The 17335-nt window shown below is 45.8% G+C and carries 17 protein-coding genes; 9 read left to right on the forward strand and 8 right to left on the reverse strand.

What is annotated here, in order from left to right; all coding sequences use genetic code 11:
* Nucleotides 1-216 precede the first annotated feature (216 nt).
* On the forward strand, nucleotides 217-1281 hold the full coding sequence (locus tag J2T19_RS23380) for an LLM class flavin-dependent oxidoreductase (protein WP_307220095.1): 1065 nt from the start codon (nucleotides 217-219) through the stop codon (nucleotides 1279-1281).
* Nucleotides 1282-1431: 150 nt separating this feature from the next.
* Here J2T19_RS23380 and J2T19_RS23385 read toward each other — a convergent pair whose 3' ends face one another.
* Together J2T19_RS23385 and J2T19_RS23390 are read right to left on the reverse strand one after the other, a co-directional pair.
* Entirely contained in the window at nucleotides 1432-1890 is a 459-nt protein-coding gene (locus tag J2T19_RS23385) for a hypothetical protein (protein ID WP_307220097.1), read from the reverse strand.
* Nucleotides 1891-2076: 186 nt separating this feature from the next.
* Nucleotides 2077-2541, reverse strand: a complete 465-nt coding sequence (locus tag J2T19_RS23390; protein WP_307220099.1) for a DUF4385 domain-containing protein — start codon at nucleotides 2539-2541, stop codon at nucleotides 2077-2079.
* A 303-nt stretch (nucleotides 2542-2844) separates the two neighbouring features.
* Here J2T19_RS23390 and J2T19_RS23395 point away from each other — a divergent pair, with 303 nt between their 5' ends.
* The 3 genes from J2T19_RS23395 to J2T19_RS23405 all read left to right on the forward strand — a co-directional run bounded on the left by J2T19_RS23395 (nucleotide 2845) and on the right by J2T19_RS23405 (nucleotide 5238).
* The gene (locus J2T19_RS23395) at nucleotides 2845-3312 is read left to right on the forward strand and encodes a YfbM family protein (protein ID WP_307220100.1); all 468 of its coding nucleotides are present in this window, start codon (nucleotides 2845-2847) and stop codon (nucleotides 3310-3312) included.
* A gap of 101 nt (nucleotides 3313-3413) precedes the next feature.
* On the forward strand, nucleotides 3414-3554 hold the full coding sequence (locus tag J2T19_RS23400) for a hypothetical protein (protein ID WP_307220103.1): 141 nt from the start codon (nucleotides 3414-3416) through the stop codon (nucleotides 3552-3554).
* A gap of 181 nt (nucleotides 3555-3735) precedes the next feature.
* Nucleotides 3736-5238: a copper amine oxidase N-terminal domain-containing protein gene (locus J2T19_RS23405; RefSeq protein ID WP_307220105.1), complete on the forward strand. Its 1503-nt coding sequence runs from the start codon at nucleotides 3736-3738 to the stop codon at nucleotides 5236-5238.
* Nucleotides 5239-5314: 76 nt separating this feature from the next.
* Here the strand turns inward: J2T19_RS23405 and J2T19_RS23410 are convergent, their stop codons facing one another.
* Genes J2T19_RS23410 through pdxR form a run of 3 tightly spaced genes read right to left on the reverse strand, consistent with a single transcriptional unit; the run spans nucleotide 5315 to nucleotide 8199 of the window.
* Nucleotides 5315-5779 (reverse strand): GNAT family N-acetyltransferase, encoded by a 465-nt coding sequence (locus tag J2T19_RS23410; RefSeq protein ID WP_307220107.1) that lies wholly within the window; start codon nucleotides 5777-5779, stop codon nucleotides 5315-5317.
* Nucleotides 5776-6696: a D-alanine--D-alanine ligase gene (locus J2T19_RS23415; RefSeq protein ID WP_307220262.1), complete on the reverse strand. Its 921-nt coding sequence runs from the start codon at nucleotides 6694-6696 to the stop codon at nucleotides 5776-5778. The genes J2T19_RS23410 and J2T19_RS23415 overlap by 4 nt, the downstream gene beginning before the upstream one ends.
* A gap of 51 nt (nucleotides 6697-6747) precedes the next feature.
* Nucleotides 6748-8199: a MocR-like pyridoxine biosynthesis transcription factor PdxR gene (pdxR, locus tag J2T19_RS23420; protein ID WP_307220109.1), complete on the reverse strand. Its 1452-nt coding sequence runs from the start codon at nucleotides 8197-8199 to the stop codon at nucleotides 6748-6750.
* Nucleotides 8200-9201: 1002 nt separating this feature from the next.
* Here pdxR and J2T19_RS23425 point away from each other — a divergent pair.
* The 5 genes from J2T19_RS23425 (at nucleotide 9202) to J2T19_RS23445 (ending at nucleotide 14136) form a co-directional block, all read left to right on the forward strand.
* Complete coding sequence (locus tag J2T19_RS23425; protein WP_128104094.1) at nucleotides 9202-9558, forward strand: nucleotide excision repair endonuclease; 357 nt, start codon at nucleotides 9202-9204, stop codon at nucleotides 9556-9558.
* 364 nt (nucleotides 9559-9922) lie between these two features.
* Nucleotides 9923-10672, forward strand: a complete 750-nt coding sequence (locus J2T19_RS23430; RefSeq protein WP_128104093.1) for a Bax inhibitor-1/YccA family protein — start codon at nucleotides 9923-9925, stop codon at nucleotides 10670-10672.
* A 210-nt stretch (nucleotides 10673-10882) separates the two neighbouring features.
* Nucleotides 10883-12112 (forward strand): ABC transporter substrate-binding protein, encoded by a 1230-nt coding sequence (locus J2T19_RS23435; RefSeq protein WP_307220112.1) that lies wholly within the window; start codon nucleotides 10883-10885, stop codon nucleotides 12110-12112.
* Between the two features lie 49 nt (nucleotides 12113-12161).
* Nucleotides 12162-13217, forward strand: a complete 1056-nt coding sequence (locus J2T19_RS23440; RefSeq protein ID WP_307220114.1) for an ABC transporter substrate-binding protein — start codon at nucleotides 12162-12164, stop codon at nucleotides 13215-13217.
* A gap of 52 nt (nucleotides 13218-13269) precedes the next feature.
* Nucleotides 13270-14136 carry an alpha/beta hydrolase gene (locus tag J2T19_RS23445; RefSeq protein ID WP_307220117.1) on the forward strand — a complete coding sequence of 289 codons (867 nt, stop codon included), beginning with the start codon at nucleotides 13270-13272 and terminating at the stop codon, nucleotides 14134-14136.
* Between the two features lie 39 nt (nucleotides 14137-14175).
* Here J2T19_RS23445 and J2T19_RS23450 read toward each other — a convergent pair whose 3' ends face one another.
* The 3 genes from J2T19_RS23450 to J2T19_RS23460 all read right to left on the reverse strand — a co-directional run bounded on the left by J2T19_RS23450 (nucleotide 14176) and on the right by J2T19_RS23460 (nucleotide 17221).
* Nucleotides 14176-14862, reverse strand: a complete 687-nt coding sequence (locus J2T19_RS23450; RefSeq protein WP_307220119.1) for a 4'-phosphopantetheinyl transferase family protein — start codon at nucleotides 14860-14862, stop codon at nucleotides 14176-14178.
* 174 nt (nucleotides 14863-15036) lie between these two features.
* A complete protein-coding gene (locus J2T19_RS23455) occupies nucleotides 15037-15906 on the reverse strand; it encodes an arylamine N-acetyltransferase family protein (protein WP_307220121.1) in 870 nt (289 codons plus the stop codon).
* Nucleotides 15907-16045: 139 nt separating this feature from the next.
* Nucleotides 16046-17221 carry a DUF6688 domain-containing protein gene (locus tag J2T19_RS23460; RefSeq protein ID WP_307220122.1) on the reverse strand — a complete coding sequence of 392 codons (1176 nt, stop codon included), beginning with the start codon at nucleotides 17219-17221 and terminating at the stop codon, nucleotides 16046-16048.
* Nucleotides 17222-17335 lie beyond the last annotated feature (114 nt).

Below are 17335 nucleotides of genomic sequence, written 5' to 3' on the forward strand. Positions count from 1 at the left end.
CTTAAAAAGGATGACCCCTGTAGAATACAGAGATCACCTTCTTCAAGCCATGTAGGTCTTTTTTAGAAATGTCCTTTACATAGGGTACAGTTTATCTCCAGCGGGTACTTGTTTTTTTGCTCAAAATAGTTCAATATTAAGACATATTACAAAAGGTGATCTACTTACAATAGGTTAGATGAACGACGGATCGCTTCATACCAGGAGGAATAGACCATGGAAATCGGAATCAGTACATTTGTGGAGACGAACCCGGATGTAAATACAGGAGAATTAATCAGTCATGCACAGCGGATTCGCGACGTAGTTGAGGAAATTGTGTTGGCAGATGAGGTGGGGTTGGATGTATATGGCGTAGGTGAACACCATCGTGCCGATTATGCCGCTTCATCACCTGCTGTTATTTTGGCAGCAGCAGCTTCGCAGACGAAGAACATTCGGCTGACAAGTGCAGTAACGGTACTATCCTCGGATGATCCAGTACGTGTATTTCAGGATTTTGCAACACTGGACGGCATTTCGAATGGTCGTGCAGAGATTATGGCAGGGCGGGGCTCATTTATTGAATCCTTCCCATTGTTCGGCTATGATCTGAACGATTACGACGAGTTGTTTGACGAGAAACTGGATCTATTGCTGAAATTGCGTGATTCGGAAAAAGTAACCTGGGAAGGCAAACACCGACCTTCCTTCAACAACCTGGGCATCTATCCACGCCCAGTACAGGAAAAACTTCCGGTATGGATCGGCAGTGGTGGTAACCAAGAGTCGGTTGTGCGTGCAGGGTTGCTCGGCTTGCCGCTGGTGCTTGCTATTATCGGTGGTCGTCCTGTGCAATTTGCACCATTGGTAGAACTGTACAAAAAGGCAGCTGCTCATGCAGGACATGATGCATCCAAACTGACCGTTGCTTCTCACTCTCATGGCTTTATCGCAGATACGATGGATGAAGCGGTAGAGAAATTCTTCCCACCAGCACAAGCGGTGATGAACATACTGGGACGCGAACGTGGCTGGGGACACTACAGCCGAGCAACATTTGATGCGGCACGCAGTCTAGAAGGCGCATTGTACGTAGGTGACGTGGATACCGTAGCTCAGAAAATCATCTACCTACGCAAAGAAGTGGGCATCACTCGCTTCATGCTGCACACCCCGCTCGGCACGATGCCGCATAATGAAGTTATGCGCGCGATTGAGCTTTTGGGTAAAGAGGTTGCTCCAATCGTGCGTACGGAAATTGCACGTTGGGAAGCCGAGGGCGGCGAGAATAATCAATAACTAGAGGTATAATCGAGATATTGATCAGGTGTCCTTTAAGTTAGGTAAAGGTAATAGTGTACAACTGTAGGAGCAGATTCTACCGCATCGTGTGGTAGGTCTGCTCCTTATTTTTGTACGCCTGTGAAGAATTAATCAACGGAAGAGCCATTAATCCATATGCAATGCCGCAAATAGGATACTAAACGCAGACGCACTTAATGCAATCAATTGCGGTTTAAGACCCAGTCCTTTGAAGTCGAATACGGTGGGCAACAGCCAGTAGAGCATAAGAAGTGTCCAGCAAGCACTCGCGATACCTGCGATGAGCATTTGTTTGCCTGAAATATCCCGTACCACTGACCCCAACAGACCTGGGAACATCGTGTCACCCATTAATCTCACATTCCAATATGCAATGAGGAAGAAAATAAGTACCACAAGCATAGTACCCATAATCATCATCGTATCTTTACTCAGCCATAGCTTGATCAATGTCTGGTTTTCACGTTTCATGCCACCGAAGCCGATCAGAAAGAATATAAATCCCACAACTAGCCCCGTGCCAGACGCGGTAGCGCAGAGAATTTGAAGGATGATTCCCGCGATACCGACAATCCATACGATCATTCCATCACCTGTTTCCAAGAATGAGGCAAGCTTGAGAAACTGTACAATTGTTTGCTACGTCAGTTCGCTACTTGTTGATTTCATTCTATATTGTTATGACCCATTGTACGCCCCATCTTCGTTAGACTCAATATGAATCCACGGTATGGTAGTGCATCACAAACTAAATAGGAATGGAATAGGTGGCTACTCGTCGGCTTGTTCGTAGTTTTCCCGGTGCTCCTTCTTCATTTGCACGTAATCGGGATCAGACTTGGCAATCTCCCATTGTGCTTTGAAAATAGCTGCGGCCTCTGCTTTTACCTTATCGTTCTGATACGGCAGGATGGAGCCATCCTCTTTTGAATACTTACGTCCGCCTTTATGGTTGGTGTACCTTCTGGCTCGCGTGTACCCCATCTGGAGGAACTTGCGCGCCATGTCCATCCCCACAAAATCCCCTTGTTCTTTATATTCCAAAAATAGCTCATAAATTTTCTGCGAGGATTCGGTTGCAATCTCTGGTGTTTTGAATCGCCAATGCGGAAGGATTTCGCTCTTGTAAGGCTCAACCATGAGTACACCTTGCTCTCCGCGTCCTACGGTATACAGTTCAGGTTGCTTGCGCAGGTCAAGCTCCCTGTAATTCAGATCGTAATCGAACTTTTTCATCTGCTTGTCATCCTCCTTCATAGTCCTAAATTTGAGCCTTTTCCTATCTATACAAACATGCTGTATTCGCTTATCTATTCATTGATAACGTTATACCCTTCGATGCCCCTTATGAAAATTTATTCGGCTAAGCTGAATATGGCAGCAGTGCGTTCCTTTTTCCGAGATCCTGTATTAACGTCTCTATTCCAATGGGAGATTTCCGAGGAACTGATACATCATATAGCTCATTATCCCGATTCTTGTGTCTGAACCGAGGTTAATGGTGGACAAGAGCAATCATCGTTCAGGAGGGATAAGACTATGGGAATGTCCGGCAGATACGTTGTGGTTACCGACAAGTTAGTTGAGTCCATCAAGGCGGGAGAAGTCAGTGTACACGATTGCCCCGTCGATCTTGATATTGATAAAGTGTGGCAGATGTTGCAATTCACGTTGACGGGGAAAATGGCAGAAGGTGAGCCACCTCTCGGTTACGTGGTGCCGCTCGCAGGTGAGCAATATCTGGGGAACTACTCGGATATGGATCTGTTTCTACTTACGAACGAACAGGTATTGGAGGCCTACATGGCGATGGAGCAATTGGATCGCGATGAATTGAAGGCGCGTTTTAGCTTACAGGACATGATGGATAAAGACGTCTATCCTGTGATGGAAGGCTGGGATGAAGAGGCAACATTCCAAGAGATCATTCAAACCTTGGATGAGGTGCAGGCATTGTATCAGGCGACGGCTGGGAGCGGGAACGGAATCATCTTTTATATTTTCTAAGTGGTAACCTTAACCTGTTTGGTTCATCTATATTCGGGTTATTGATAGAAATAAGGCTTATGCCTTAATCTAAAAATCCGGTAGAAGAGAGGGAATAGGATATGACACAAGAACAGAACCAGAACGCTGAGAACGAAGAGAACAAAGCCATTCAAGACGATGAACCGGATCAATTCGAAACGCCTATAACTGCGGAAGACGAAGAGTCGACCAGCGGTAGCGATGAAAACTCTGGAGCATAAGTGAAGAGCTTATCTGATAAATAGTATTGTGACGGAGATCGGAATTATTTTCCGGTCTTTTTGGCATTTTTTTGTTAATCTGGTTTACAACAATTACCTATAGCCTTCATAATAGAAGTGAACCGTATTATTCGAAGGAGGAGATCATATTAAGAATCGAAGGTTAGCTAAATGGATCGCCGTGCCGCTTGTTTTAATGATGGTTGCGCTTACGGGATGTCAGGCTGTAGGCGGAGTTGATATTGGCAAAGCAATGGCTCAGAGCACAACGGTGAAGTCCGTTGAATCCAAACAATCACTGAAAATTAACATTGAACCAGCAACGGAGCTGGCTACTGCCAAAGACCTTGAAATGATTGAGCTTATTAACTCTATTTCTCTAGATATTAGTGATGCAAAAGTGAAAGATGCAAGCACTGCATCCATTGAAGGTGCAGTTGGTTTTCAAGGGAAGAAGTTGCCCTTCCATCTCTCCATGAATGAGAAGGAAATGGTGATTGATATGGAAGGCGCTCAGAAGCCCCTTTACATATCTCTGGACTCACTTGAGGGACAGGACGAACTGCTCATGATCGACACGGAGGCACTTGAGAAGCAGATCGAAGAGCTTTCTCCTAAATTGCTGTCCTTTGTAATGAAGCATCTGTCTAATCCGAAAAACATCTCGGTAACACCCGTGCAGGAGTCCGTAAACGGTGAAACGCTAAGTCTCTCGAAATTGCACATGGAGATTACCGGTGAAGAATTGCTCGCAATGGTGAAGCCGTTCTTGGAAAGTGTAGCGAAGGATGAGCAAGGACTGAAAGACCTGATTGGTGATCTGTATGATGTAGTTGTACCGATTATCACAGCTGTTAATCTGACAGAGCCTACCGACGGCGTTGACTTGAATGCAATGATTCCTGAGTCCAAGGAAGTTGCTGTTGCATCCATGTACGCGATGGTGAAGACAGGTCTGGACGAAATTCTGGTGAGCTATGATCAGGAGCTGGATAAGCTATTGACCGAGACACCTGAGCTGAAAACGGTGTTTGGTACAGAAACTAAGCTTGTACTCGACTATTTCCTGGACAGCAAACTCGACATTCGCAAACAGACTTTTGAGATGAAAGTAGCTCTGCCGGCATCCCAGGATCTTCCACTCCAATCTGTGACCGTATCAGGAGACAGTGAGCAGTGGAATATTGGCGGCGAAGTGACTGTGGATGCAGTAGACACATCTGCAGGCGTACTCGATATTATGACAACAGAGATCACTCCAGGTACAATGCTACGTAATTTCGATTCAAATTCTGTGATGTATCAGTTGTTAAAAGATGAAGTAGGCATCACGAACAAACATGTGATGTTGGAACCAGATGATGAGTACTTTGGTGTGGTAACTGAGAAAAATACAACATTTGTCCCGCTTCGTTACCTGTCTGAGCAATTGGATGCAGAGGTGAAATGGACAAAAGGCTCGGATAAAATCGTTGTCATTGACGATATCACAGGCAACGAAATTGTACTGACAGTAGGCTCCAATAAAGCTACGGTCGCAGGTGAGGAAGTCACACTTACTCAACCGGCTTATGTGAACAAAAGCGGCACAACTTATGTTCCACTTCGCTTTGTAGCTGAAGCTCTCGGAGCAACAGTAGACAAGGAGAAAGAAACAGGCTGGATTTACATCGTACGTCCATGAGTTAGTATGAAGCAAAGACCTTTTCCAATGTGGATTGGAGAAGGTCTTTTTTTCGCTACCCGGATAAAGTAAAGCGTTACTCTCCCTGATGTTGTAACGTTGTTAGTCTTTTTCTGAACCCAGTGCTCCCAGCCGTATAACCCATCTGTGCGTAAAACTCATGAGCAACCTTGCGCTCTGGTCGATTGCCGCTGTTCAGAGAAACTGTTGTCATCCCTTGGACAGATGCCCAATGTTCCGCAGCTTGAATGAGAAGTCGGCCAATGCCGGTGCCTCTATATTGCTGATGAACAACTAGAGCTGCAATGCGACAATGACGACCATTTTGCTCATACATATAGAATGTCTGCAATCCAATCATACCGACAGCTCGCCCGTTTAACTCCGCCACCAGTGTCGTATAACTAGGATCTGAAGCAAGGTACGTATAGCGCTCTAGCATATCTGTATACGTTGTTGGATATCCAAGCTGATCCATGAGAATAACCAGATCTGGAAGATCATCGGGTGAACTGTGCCGTATTGTAACATCTAGGCTCATCCGTTCTTCGCCTCCCGCTGGCGTTGTTGCAGGGAGAGTTCAATAATGGAATCGAGTAGTTTGGCAAAAGAGATACCGGCAGCGTCTGCACTCTTAGGCAGCAGACTATTTCGAGTGAGCCCAGGAAGCGTGTTGACCTCAAGCACATAAGGTATGCCATCTCGGATAATCATGTCCACACGTGCATAGACGCTGCATTTTAACACGCGATAACAGGTTAATGCAGCAGCCTCCACATGTTTATGGATATCGGCAGGCAATTGAATAATGCGTTCCTCGGCGCCGCCGTCATCGTACTTGGAGGCATAATCGAAGAACGCTCCACTTGACCGAATCGAAATGACAGGCAGCATCTTGCCATCCAATATGGCACATGTAATCTCTTCGCCCTCAATATACTGTTCGATCATAACGGTATCATCCCAAGCAAGTGCTGCCTCAGTAGCTTCACGTAGTGCACCAGGTTCATGTACAATCTGTGTACCAATGCTGGAGCCACCTGAGTTAGGCTTCACGACCACAGGATAGGTTAGCTGAGCTACGATTGTGGAGGATAGCTCCTCCAGATCACTGATTTGCAGCCATTCTACCGTGGACACACCGGCTTGCTGCATAATTCGCTTGGAGATATCCTTATCCATGCAGACACTACTTGCGAGCACACCACAGCCTGTATAGGGAATACCCAGTGAATCGAGGGTGCCCTGAATGGTACCATCCTCACCGTATTTACCATGTAGAGCGAGTAGCACGATATCCAGTCCTACGGACTTTTCAATTAAATCCCGCTTATTATTGATGACAACGGGGACAACCTCATATTTCTGTGGATCCAGATGTGTGATCATCTCCTGACCGGTAAGCAGAGAAATGTCCCGCTCCGAAGATGTTCCTCCCATGATGACGCCAACCTTCATTCGTAATCCTCTCCATTCCATGGAATTTTAACAACTACATTCAACCACGCATCACTGCATTGTTCTTGCCGTCTCACCTATGATCCGAATACCTTTGCGTATATTGTCATCGCTTACTCTGGAGAAGCCCAGACGCATCGTGTTTAGCCCCTGTCCGGGTTCCAGATAGAAGGTATCTCCAGGTGTGAAGGTGACTCCTTTTAGTTTGCAGGCAGCAAGTAAATCCCTCGTTCGAAACGCTGCTGGAAACTGTACAAATAAGTGCAGCCCCCCTTCGCCGGATATGCGGCACATGGGGAGATGCTGACGCAAGCAACGAACAACCAGCTCATATTTGCGTTTATATTCGGCCCGAGCGCGCTTTAGATATTTATCAAAATTACCATTACTCAGATATTGATAGAGCAAGGATTGATCCAGCGTTGAGGTATGAATGCTCCGAGCCCGTTTCATACTTTCCAGATAATCGATCAATGCAGCATCTGCGATGACCCAACCGACGCGTAGTCCTGGGAAGAGCACCTTGGAGAAGCTACCGAGATACACCAGTCCATTACCCTTGCCCATGCTGGCGATGAGGGGAGAGACGTGTGAGCCAGAGTATCGAAGCTCTTCATTGAACCCATCTTCAATCATGGGAACGTGATATTGATTCATTAAGCGAATAATTTCAGCCCGTTTGGCGGGTGATGTGACGATGCCCGTTGGGTTATGGTAAGAAGGTACCAGATAAGCGAGATCATACGAATGCTTCATCAGTTCCTGTTCCATTTGCCCTAGATGAAGACCATCTGGCTCCATTTCCACGCCGGTAAGGTGAAAATTATGAAGCTTTAGGTTTTTGATTGCCGTGTGATGGGTGGGATTCTCACATAACGCTCTACCGCTTTTTTTGCGAAGGGCTCCAAGCACAAGGTCGAATCCTTCCGTAAATCCATTCGTTATGAGGATGTCCTTGCCGCTCAGAACCACACCCTTGTTCTCCATATACTGCCGTAGATACTTCATAAGGGGGCGATATCCTTGAGCATATCCGTAATTCAGGAGCACTTCGCCTTCAAGTGACATCCGATCGAGGAAAGCCCTCTTCACATTGTGCAGATCGAACAGCTTCTCATCTGGAGCAATGCTGGTGAACGAGATTTCTCCACGTTCGGCACCAGAGCCGTGCTTCATCAGATCGTATTGCTCTGCCTGGATGGCGTAGTCGCTAACATGATTGTTCCAGTCCATTGTCCAACCCGAAGCTGACTCTGGTGTATCCACCGCAGCGCTGACATAGTTCCCTTTGCCTTTAACTGCATAGATGAGCCCTTCCTCTTCAAGCTCGGCATATGCGAGCAGAACGGTACTGCGGCTTACACGCATAAGCGTGCTCAGTTCTCGGGTCGAAGGAAGCTTCTGGTCTGCCTGGAGGCCGCCTTTGAGTATGAGTCGCTTCATATAATCTTTAACTTGTATATATACAGGGCGGTCGTCCGTCAATTGTAGATCGGAATACATCCCATCACTCCCTCTATGTGCTATCTTGCCATATTATAAATACGCCGGAAAGAACCACGATCCCTTCGTTTCGTGGCACGGGTGGTTAAGTCGCTACTAGAGGTTGTTCAAAAAGTCTGCTTTTGATTACGAAGGATGCCTGACGGCATCTCAGCATCGAATATGGCATTCAGCCGAAATGAGTAGATGCTTACGAAGGTTGTTTCCTTAGGAAACAATGTAGTTGCTCACGTAGTTTTGCCTACGCTCCGCTACTCCATTTCTATCTTCATCCCATCTTCTCGGTACTGAAAACCGCCCTTATTGAACACGAATTATTATTCAAAAGACAAACAAAAAAGCCCTGGCTTCTGCCGGGCTGTCTGGTAAAACTAGATCCTGTTTTTTCTATAGTTCTGCTGCTATAACGTTCTAAGATTGCATGGCATGACTAATCTCTCTAGGATCAAAAGCTACTTGTCCTTCTACGTGTGTCTATTTAGTTCGTACGACTATCATTGCAGGCTTTCTACATAAATCCATTTGCTATACATTTCGTCAATCTAGTACTTGCTACATTTGCTTGCTGCAAGAGGTCGAAAAGATGATAAATCTATAAGCTGTTGGCTAAGTGTAATACTGACTGTACTCTTATGTGGCCACATGACGAATTCAGTATGAAAAAGAGTGCCAATCATAGGGTACAATAGACGTGAGTAGATATAAAGACGTATGTCTTAGTGCCCAATTTCTTCCTCATACCCCTATAGTACCACTTTGAATCAGGGAAGTTAACCTTTTTTTTGAAATATTTGTCGTAATAGTTGAAAAAAGCGTGAATTGTGCGTCTAATAGTGCAAATTCAATAAGAATGGCTGGTTGAATGACATCTTTTACATTGAGATGCATTAGGCATCCGTCGTAATAAAAGTGGAATTTTGGAACAAACTAACAGAATGAAATAGTCTCCTTTTACAATATGTGATAGGATGTAAGCCTATAGATAATGAGGAAGTGAGCCAATTGATTCAAATTACTGTGCCAACACCAGATGTCACCATCACGAAGCAGGCTAATCCACAGCTTAGCCATATTTACGGATTTACTGATTTTCATCTCATCACGCGTGAACAGGGTGGCATTTATATGTTCTACAATGCTGATGAAGAGTTGTTATTTGTCGGAAAAGCGAGAAAATTAAGACCACGCATCAAGAAGCATTTTGAGGACACTGTATCCCCAATCAAGAATCACCGTGAAGAAGTGACGAAGATTGAAGTATGTCTGGTTGAAGATCCGATGGATCGTGAAATCTATGAGACGTATATCATTAACACGATGCGTGCGAAATACAATGTAGATAAAGTGTTGTATAAGTAAGTTTACGAGTACGAGTAAGCTGAACAAGTAAGGTAGGGTGAAACCGCACTGTTGAGGGCTATCCTTCTCAGGTGTGATTTACGGACACGGGTGTGATCTTACGGTTACATCCGTATCTAAATTTCTTCAGAACAAGGCTGTAGTTAAGACCGAGATAACGAGATGTGACTGACTCTCGTGGATTGCAGGAGCTATACCGTATCCTAAGAAATGCGCATTGATGCAAAATTATTCGTAGTGCAGCAACCAACCAGCATCCAACTCAAGGAAGATTAAACAGAAGCAGAAGTAGTCATATAGGAAACAAACAATTAGAGTGTATTACGTTTTTGAGCAACGACATTACATAGAAGAGGTGATGGGTTTGATCGGTCGTAGTGGTAATCCGACACTGAAAGAAAGTACATTTGAAGGCAACAGAGGGTATGGGGATGATCGATATCAGCAATTCATGACGATTAATGGTACAGTTAACAAGGCATTTATCACGTTGATCATTCTGCTAGGTAGTGCATTTGCTACGTGGATGATGTTTTTTAACGGACAAGAGGTGCTTCCACTGGCTTATGGTGGGCTGATCGTCGGTTTTATTCTAGCGCTAATTATTTCATTTAAACCAGTAGCTGCTCCATATCTTGTACCGATCTATGCCGTCGCAGAAGGTATGTTCCTCGGCGCGTTCTCCGCAGCATATGAATCGTTGTACAACGGAATTACGTTGCAAGCAGCTCTGTTGACAATGGCAGTCTTTGTTGCACTATTAGTGGCCTACAAAACAAGATTGATTAAGGCAACGGAGAACTTCAAGCTGGGTGTTGTTGCTGCAACTGGCGGTATTATGATTATGTATCTCCTTAGCTTCGTACTGCGTTTATTCGGAATTACCGTGCCTTACTTGCACGACAATAGTCTGATCGGGATTGGCATTTCAGTGGTGATTGTCATTGTGGCGGCGCTGAATTTGGTGCTTGATTTTGACTTTATCGAGCATGGGGCAGAGCAGGGAGCACCCAAATATATGGAGTGGTATGGAGCCTTCGGTTTGATGGTCACGCTGGTGTGGCTATACATCGAGATTATCCGTCTTCTCAGCAAACTGCGGAGCAGGAACTAAGGGTAGCATTCGTTGGATTAGCTAAACCAAGGCTGTAGGAATAAGCAATAGAGCTAACGCGTGTCTATACACGACGTTGGCTTTTTTTTGTTTATACTCCTTAATTAGAGCGATAACGATCCGAATTCTACAGATATAGATTGACCTTACGAAAAATAGTATGATACCTTAAATGATAATGGTTCTCATTTATCTGGAAGGAGTCATCTCATGGTATTCGATAAGGGAGCACTTGCCGCTAAACCAACAAATGCTGATTCAAGACCAGTGTCGAACCGAAGTGCTAAGGCAGATATCGCTAAAGTTAAGACATATATGGCTCAACATTATAACTTACCATTATCTATCGCTGATCTGGCTGCAAGAGCTAACATCAGTCCCAAATACTTTGTAGATCTATTTAAGAAAACCTATGGTCAGAGTGCCATGGAGTACTTAACCGATCTTCGCATTAATCATGCCAAGCGATATCTGAAGGAATCTGGAGATAAGTTACGCGACATCGCACTGAAGGTGGGGTATAACGACGAGTATTATTTTAGCCGGAAATTTAAAAAAGAAGTGGGCATTTCTCCATCAGATTATGCAAGAAATACGAAGAAACGCATCGCCACATACTCCTCCAATATGATTGGACAGCTTCTGGCGCTCGGTGTCATACCCGTTGCTGCGCCCATCGATCCAAAGTGGACAGCGTATTATTATAATGCATATCGCACAGAGATTCCGTTGCATCTGAAACTGACAGACCCGTATACAAGCTGGCGAATGGAAGCAAATGTGGAGAAACTGGTGCATGTTCGCCCTGATGCCATTATTGGTAGTGACCAGATTAGTGAGCAGGATGAGGCGAAGCTAGCCGAGATCGCTCCGTGCTGTGTCGTACCTAAACATCCATCGGATTGGCGAACACAATTGCGTACAATTGCTGCTTTTTTGGAACGGGAAAAGCAGGCAGAACAATGGATCAATGCATATAATCAACGGGCGCAAGAAGCGCGGGAACATGTACACAAGGAAATGGGTCAGGAAAAGGTACTCGTACTTCGTGTGTATCGTCACCACCTCTACCTCTACAGTAATCCGGGTATACAAGAGGTATTCCATCATGCGCTACAACTGGATACGATGCTGGATGTGAGCGCTAATGTACCTATAACAGTGGAACAGCTTGCTGCGATAAATCCAGATCGCATGCTCGTGATGGTATGTCCAGAAGCGGCATCACGGGCAACATGGCTCAGCCTGCAGCATTCATCTGTATGGAGACAGCTCAAGGCAGCGCAGCATTATCAGATCCACCTGATTGCAGGTGATCCTTGGTTCGACTACTCTGCTGTAGGTGTGATGCGTATGCTAAGCGAAGCCTTGCTTATGTTTACGGGATATTGTCCAAATGGTTATCTGGATACTGTCCATGGTGGTTCACGAGTGACATGACATATAATCCTACTATCTAAATGAGAATGTTTATCAAGGGGGATATATCATGTTTCCACAGAGTCGATCAAAGGGTCAGCAATTTGTTGCTCGCAAATTACGTCATGTACGGGTGTCTATCTTCGTTTTACTATTGCTCATCACGGGTCTATTATCTGCCTGTAGTTCCAATTCGAGTACAGAGCAAACCGGGGAATCACAGCAAGAACAGCCGGCAACAGAAGCAGCAGCACCAGCATCCTCTAACACAGATGTGGAGGAAGATCAGGGTCAGGAGGCAGTGGGGGAGCGCACGGTAAAGGATGAGCTAGGCCATGAAGTCATTGTCCCAGCTCATGTAGAGCGAGTCTTCGCACCCTATCTGGAAGATTCCCTGCTCACGCTGGGAGTTAAACCTGTTGCGCAATGGGCGAGCGGCACGCAGGGGCATGTGTATTTGCAGGATCAGTTAAGCGATGTTCCAACGCTCGACTTCTCCAGCGGGTTGCCTGCGCCTGAGGCATTAATGGCGTTCAACCCGGATTTTATTATTTTGCATACAGCGAATTATGCTGAGAATGGTGTGTACGAGAGCTACTCCAAGATCGCACCAACCTATGTATTTAGCAACGCTTCGGGTGATGTAGAGAAGTCCTTGGAAGTCATCGGCGATCTGCTGGGTAAATCTGCTGAGGCGAAACAGGCAATTGAAGACTATCATGCAGAAGTTGAATCAGCCAAAGCCAAACTGGCTCAAGTGACGGAGGGGAAAAAGGCAGCGATCATCCGGTTTGCCCCGCGTGGCATCACCTTGATGGGAGGAAACTATTTCAGCGGTTATGTCGTGTATGAGCAGCTTGGATTAGGGAAGCCAGCATTGGTGGAGACGGAGAATAGCGCGATGGTATCGACCGAGATCTTACCTGAGATCGATGCAGATTTTATTTTCACAGTAGAGCAAGGCCCTGGTAGCATGAAAGAAATGACGGAGACCGCAGTATGGAAAGGCATCCCTGCCGTAAAAGCAGGAAATGTGTACGCCGTTGAACCAGCCTCTTGGCTAGGCGGTGGATTGATCGCATATCGACGCGTAATTGATGATACGTTAAAGGCATTGACGGAATAATAGAGAGTTGAAGTGGCTCCCATAGAGGTGCTGGTAAGGAGGATTAACGATCATGACATTTCAGTCTAAGCAACCCCAATTAGATACACCTGAACAAGAAAATATACGAAGTGTGGTGAAGATTCCACGCGCCGAACAATGGATGATGAACCCCAGCACAGGAGGTCATGCGTATCAGATTATGGTATATGAGCCAGCGGAGGCAGCCCCTACGTCGGGATATCCAGTCATCTATGTACTGGATGCGAATGCTGTATTCGGTACAATGGTAGAGGCCGTTCGTCTCCAGAGTCGCAGACCCGAGAAGACCGGGGTAATTCCGGCCATTGTTGTAGGCATAGGCTATCCAACAGAGGCGACTTTCTCGCCTCATCGATATGCGGATTATACCCCGGAGGCGACTACGGAATATACACATCAATCGGATGGTACACCTCTGCCGCCACAGGGTGGTGCAGATCAATTTTTGCAGTTTATTGAAGACGAATTGAAACCGAGAATAGAAGTGCAATATCGAATTAATCGGAGCAGACAAGCGATCTTTGGCCATTCTCTGGGCGGGTTGTTCGTTCTACATACACTGCTGACGAAGCCAGAAGCTTTTCGTTATTATATCGCTGGTAGTCCGTCACTGCATTGGAATCAGAAGCTGATGCAGACGGAGGAAGAGGCATTTATTGCCCGTTTGGATTCCGATCCGATTCAGGTCGAGGTATGGATTGGCATCGGAGAACAGGAAAAGGTTCATCCTGCTGGTAATAACGGGAGAGCCTTTAGGCTTACGGAGCGTCTATCTAGCATGAATCATCCAGGTTTGACGATTCAATTCACAGAGTTTGAAGGAGAGAATCACGTATCGGTATTGCCCTTTCTGATCAGCCGCTCGCTTCGCTTGGCATGTAGCCCAGAGACAATCTGAGGTATAAAATAAAGCACAAAAATAAGGGGCAATTGCCCCTTATTTGCGTATCGCTTGAAGTACATTCTGGACGGTGACCACATCGTACTCTGTGGGCAGTGCTGTTCCTACAGAGCAGGCTGCTAGCATATGTCCATCATCCAGTCGCTCGCTGTGAAAACGATAGGCTGGATCCTGCTCACAATGCCAATTTCCCTGATCATTGGGAAGAATGGCGAAGGAGTCCAGCGGTATGGAGAGCCCTTTACCTACGGCCTTAATGTAGCTTTCCTTGAGCGTCCATAGTCGATAGAAGGTTTCAACCTGCATATCGGCCGGCTGGCTGATCAGGTAACGATTCTCCTGCGGAGCGAAGAAACGGTCTGCAATCTGCAGGTCAATCGGTTTCGTTTGCTCCACATCGATACCCACAAGACCATGTCCGCCCGAGATCATAACAATCCAGTCCCCAGAATGGGAGAGGTTAAAGGGGTGGTCTGCATGCTCGTTCAGGAAAGGCTTTCCGTATGCATCTCGGCTAAACGATATATCCTTCGCTTGTTCACCAGTCTGACCTGCTAACGTAACCCGAGCCAATGCTTCACCAAGTACAGAACGATAGGCGTCCGCATGATGTACGTAACGGGCTGCACCCGTACGTCGCTCAGCGGAAACCACAGAGAGCAATAGCTCCCAATCATCTTCCAGCAGTATTGAAGGTACTTGCATAACCTGTATCTTAATCATCATTAATCACCTGTCGATGTATTCGCCATGTAGCAGCAACAATCCTGTTTAACACATGGAGCTACCCGGTAGTGCGGCAGCATCAAATGCACCAGTCAGCCCTAGTAAGCTACACCTTACATGCAAAGTCTCTCCAACCCGCCTGCTTGAACACCGTACGTACGTATAAGGTTATCAGCTTTGTTGTGCCTTCTTCCATTCCTCGTGTGCGGTCTGTACCTGCTTCCACATCTCTTCGCGTTCCATCTTATTGTACCGTACTAACGGTTCATGAAATACATCAGTGAGTGTGTTAATCCACTCGTTGAAGGTTCTAATCTCCATCTTACGAATACCCTCAGCATCATGGATTCGTAGCATACATCCACGTAGTTCATGACTACGCTGGGCATCTCTTTGACGAAGAAGAAATGTATTATGCCAAGGTGACTGGATCGACTGGCTGTAGAATTCATGCTTCGGAATGAACTCATCCAGTTGGCTGACCCAATCCGGGGCATAGTCGACACCTAGACTCGGACCGTTCGGTTCATATTCGAGCCTCCAGCCCTCCGCAGCCACTGATGATGAAATTAGGTTATACGTAAAAGGTGCGTGTCCATAGGTACCATAACGTAAAGGAAGCGGCTGAAATGGCATACCGCCAAGCCCGACATCTACAATCCATGGTTCATCTTGATTTTCTGATCCTGGTAGCAGTACAGATAGTCCTAAATGAAACGAGTTAACACGTGGTTGCTCCCCATGGGGCTGAACACCTGCACGATGCCATCGCACAGTATATCCAAGTGAGTGAAGCAGCACGCTAAACGCACCATTCAAGTGAAAACAGTATCCGCTACGATCGTTCAACATGAGCTCTACAGATTCTCGAAGGTGAATTCCGGCGGGGCGACCTGCAAAAATATCAACGGTCTGCCAGGATAGGTATTCTACATGCGCCGCTTGTAGCTCGGATAGAAATTCAAGTGTTGGCGGCTTTATCTCATCAATACCTATCCGTTTAAGATAGGCTTTGATTTCAGTTGGATTCAACGTGTACATTGGCGTAACCTCCAATCATATGTGGAGCCATCACAGGTTTAGTCGATAATAGCTCCTTCATCTATTGTAGGTATGGCACAGGTTACTGAACACCGCCGTTTCCCTCTACTGTACCGATACAATTTTGTGTAAGCAGAGTCTAAAATTTCGTGAACTTGCCTCTCATTTCACTGTATTGAATATGAATTCGGTTCTCTGGATGTTTGTCTGTTGTATATAGAACCAGTAAGAAGATCCATTCCAGTGGTTTCATGAGTAGATAGACAAGATCCGCTGTCCAGCGGGAACGAATATGTTTACTCACCGGATAGCCATAACGATCATATAAACCACGAACGAGACGATGGAATCGGGGCGTATATTGTTCGAGTATGTGTTCAAAAGCATTTGCAATCATCAGTTGTCGATTCACTTTAATGACGTGACCGTGTCGTATACCAGCTCGCATAGGTTTGACCCATTTGGCATGTCCACCAGCCGCAACGGTGCACAAATAGTGTCCATCTCCCGGAATGATATCGGCTGGTGGGATGGGGAGAAGGGAGTAATTGTAGCTGCTCGTATCCAGGAAGGTTCGAATGGTACTGTCAGGTCGCTGACCAAATAAGACAAGAATGAGCTGGATCACCAGTTGTAGTGGGAACATGAGCATCAGCCAGACGAGCGGTGCAGTGCGGAAGCGACTGATATGACGATACAGGAATTGTTGCCATCCAGGCAGATGCTCCATATCTGTTAGCAAACCTTGCCCCTCAACATGAGCTTGTACAAAACCATCCCACGAGCGTTTCAAGCGACCAACATATAGACAGATGAGCGATAGATAGCTGCTCTGTAGTGTAAGTATAGAAAACGTTATAAGAAGTCCCGTTTCGTTAAACCACGCTAGACCTGTGTGTGTGATATAGATGATTCCCCAGACGATGCTGAGAACAAGAGCGCTGTTACACAGTGTATAGAGGATTGGCGAAAGTTTATCAGAACGTGTGAACAGCAGGATATAAGCCAACAAACCAACCACGTGAGTTGTAATGAATACAGGAAGACTCTGATGGTTAATTGATGCGTAGTTGGAAGCTAAATTGCCTGTTCCTTCATATACAGACAGAGGTTCTCCCCCTTGCACACCTAGAGCATCAAAGCTCATTCCTATAACGAAACCGATGACAGTAAAAACGATTGAAAATACTTCAAATACGGTAAGCAATGTCCGCCCGTTGCCGGATGCTTTTTTGAGGAAACTATTTAGCATAACCCATCCTGATACAGCAGGAACAATCAGAAATAGTGCTAGGAATTGAAAAGTAGCAATCAAGAGATATCCTCCTTCAATAATTCAGTATTTCCTATTGTAGGTTAGCGAGACCTTGTTGGCAATATTAACCATTATAATATTTGGGTCTAACGCCTCATATTAGGGGAGGGAAAA

The sequence above is a fragment of the Paenibacillus tundrae genome, from assembly GCF_030812775.1.
GTDB classification, from domain to species: domain Bacteria; phylum Bacillota; class Bacilli; order Paenibacillales; family Paenibacillaceae; genus Paenibacillus; species Paenibacillus tundrae_A.

Coding starts and splice junctions, on each gene's coding strand:
- J2T19_RS23380 (WP_307220095.1), top strand. CDS start 217: ATGGAAATCGGAATCAGTACATTTGTGGAGACGAACCCGGATGTAAAT.
- J2T19_RS23385 (WP_307220097.1), bottom strand. CDS start 1,890: ATGATCGTATGGATTGTCGGTATCGCGGGAATCATCCTTCAAATTCTC.
- J2T19_RS23390 (WP_307220099.1), bottom strand. CDS start 2,541: ATGAAAAAGTTCGATTACGATCTGAATTACAGGGAGCTTGACCTGCGC.
- J2T19_RS23395 (WP_307220100.1), top strand. CDS start 2,845: ATGGGAATGTCCGGCAGATACGTTGTGGTTACCGACAAGTTAGTTGAG.
- J2T19_RS23400 (WP_307220103.1), top strand. CDS start 3,414: ATGACACAAGAACAGAACCAGAACGCTGAGAACGAAGAGAACAAAGCC.
- J2T19_RS23410 (WP_307220107.1), bottom strand. CDS start 5,779: ATGAGCCTAGATGTTACAATACGGCACAGTTCACCCGATGATCTTCCA.
- J2T19_RS23415 (WP_307220262.1), bottom strand. CDS start 6,696: ATGAAGGTTGGCGTCATCATGGGAGGAACATCTTCGGAGCGGGACATT.
- pdxR (WP_307220109.1), bottom strand. CDS start 8,199: ATGTATTCCGATCTACAATTGACGGACGACCGCCCTGTATATATACAA.
- J2T19_RS23435 (WP_307220112.1), top strand. CDS start 10,883: ATGGTATTCGATAAGGGAGCACTTGCCGCTAAACCAACAAATGCTGAT.
- J2T19_RS23440 (WP_307220114.1), top strand. CDS start 12,162: ATGTTTCCACAGAGTCGATCAAAGGGTCAGCAATTTGTTGCTCGCAAA.
- J2T19_RS23445 (WP_307220117.1), top strand. CDS start 13,270: ATGACATTTCAGTCTAAGCAACCCCAATTAGATACACCTGAACAAGAA.
- J2T19_RS23450 (WP_307220119.1), bottom strand. CDS start 14,862: ATGATTAAGATACAGGTTATGCAAGTACCTTCAATACTGCTGGAAGAT.
- J2T19_RS23455 (WP_307220121.1), bottom strand. CDS start 15,906: ATGTACACGTTGAATCCAACTGAAATCAAAGCCTATCTTAAACGGATA.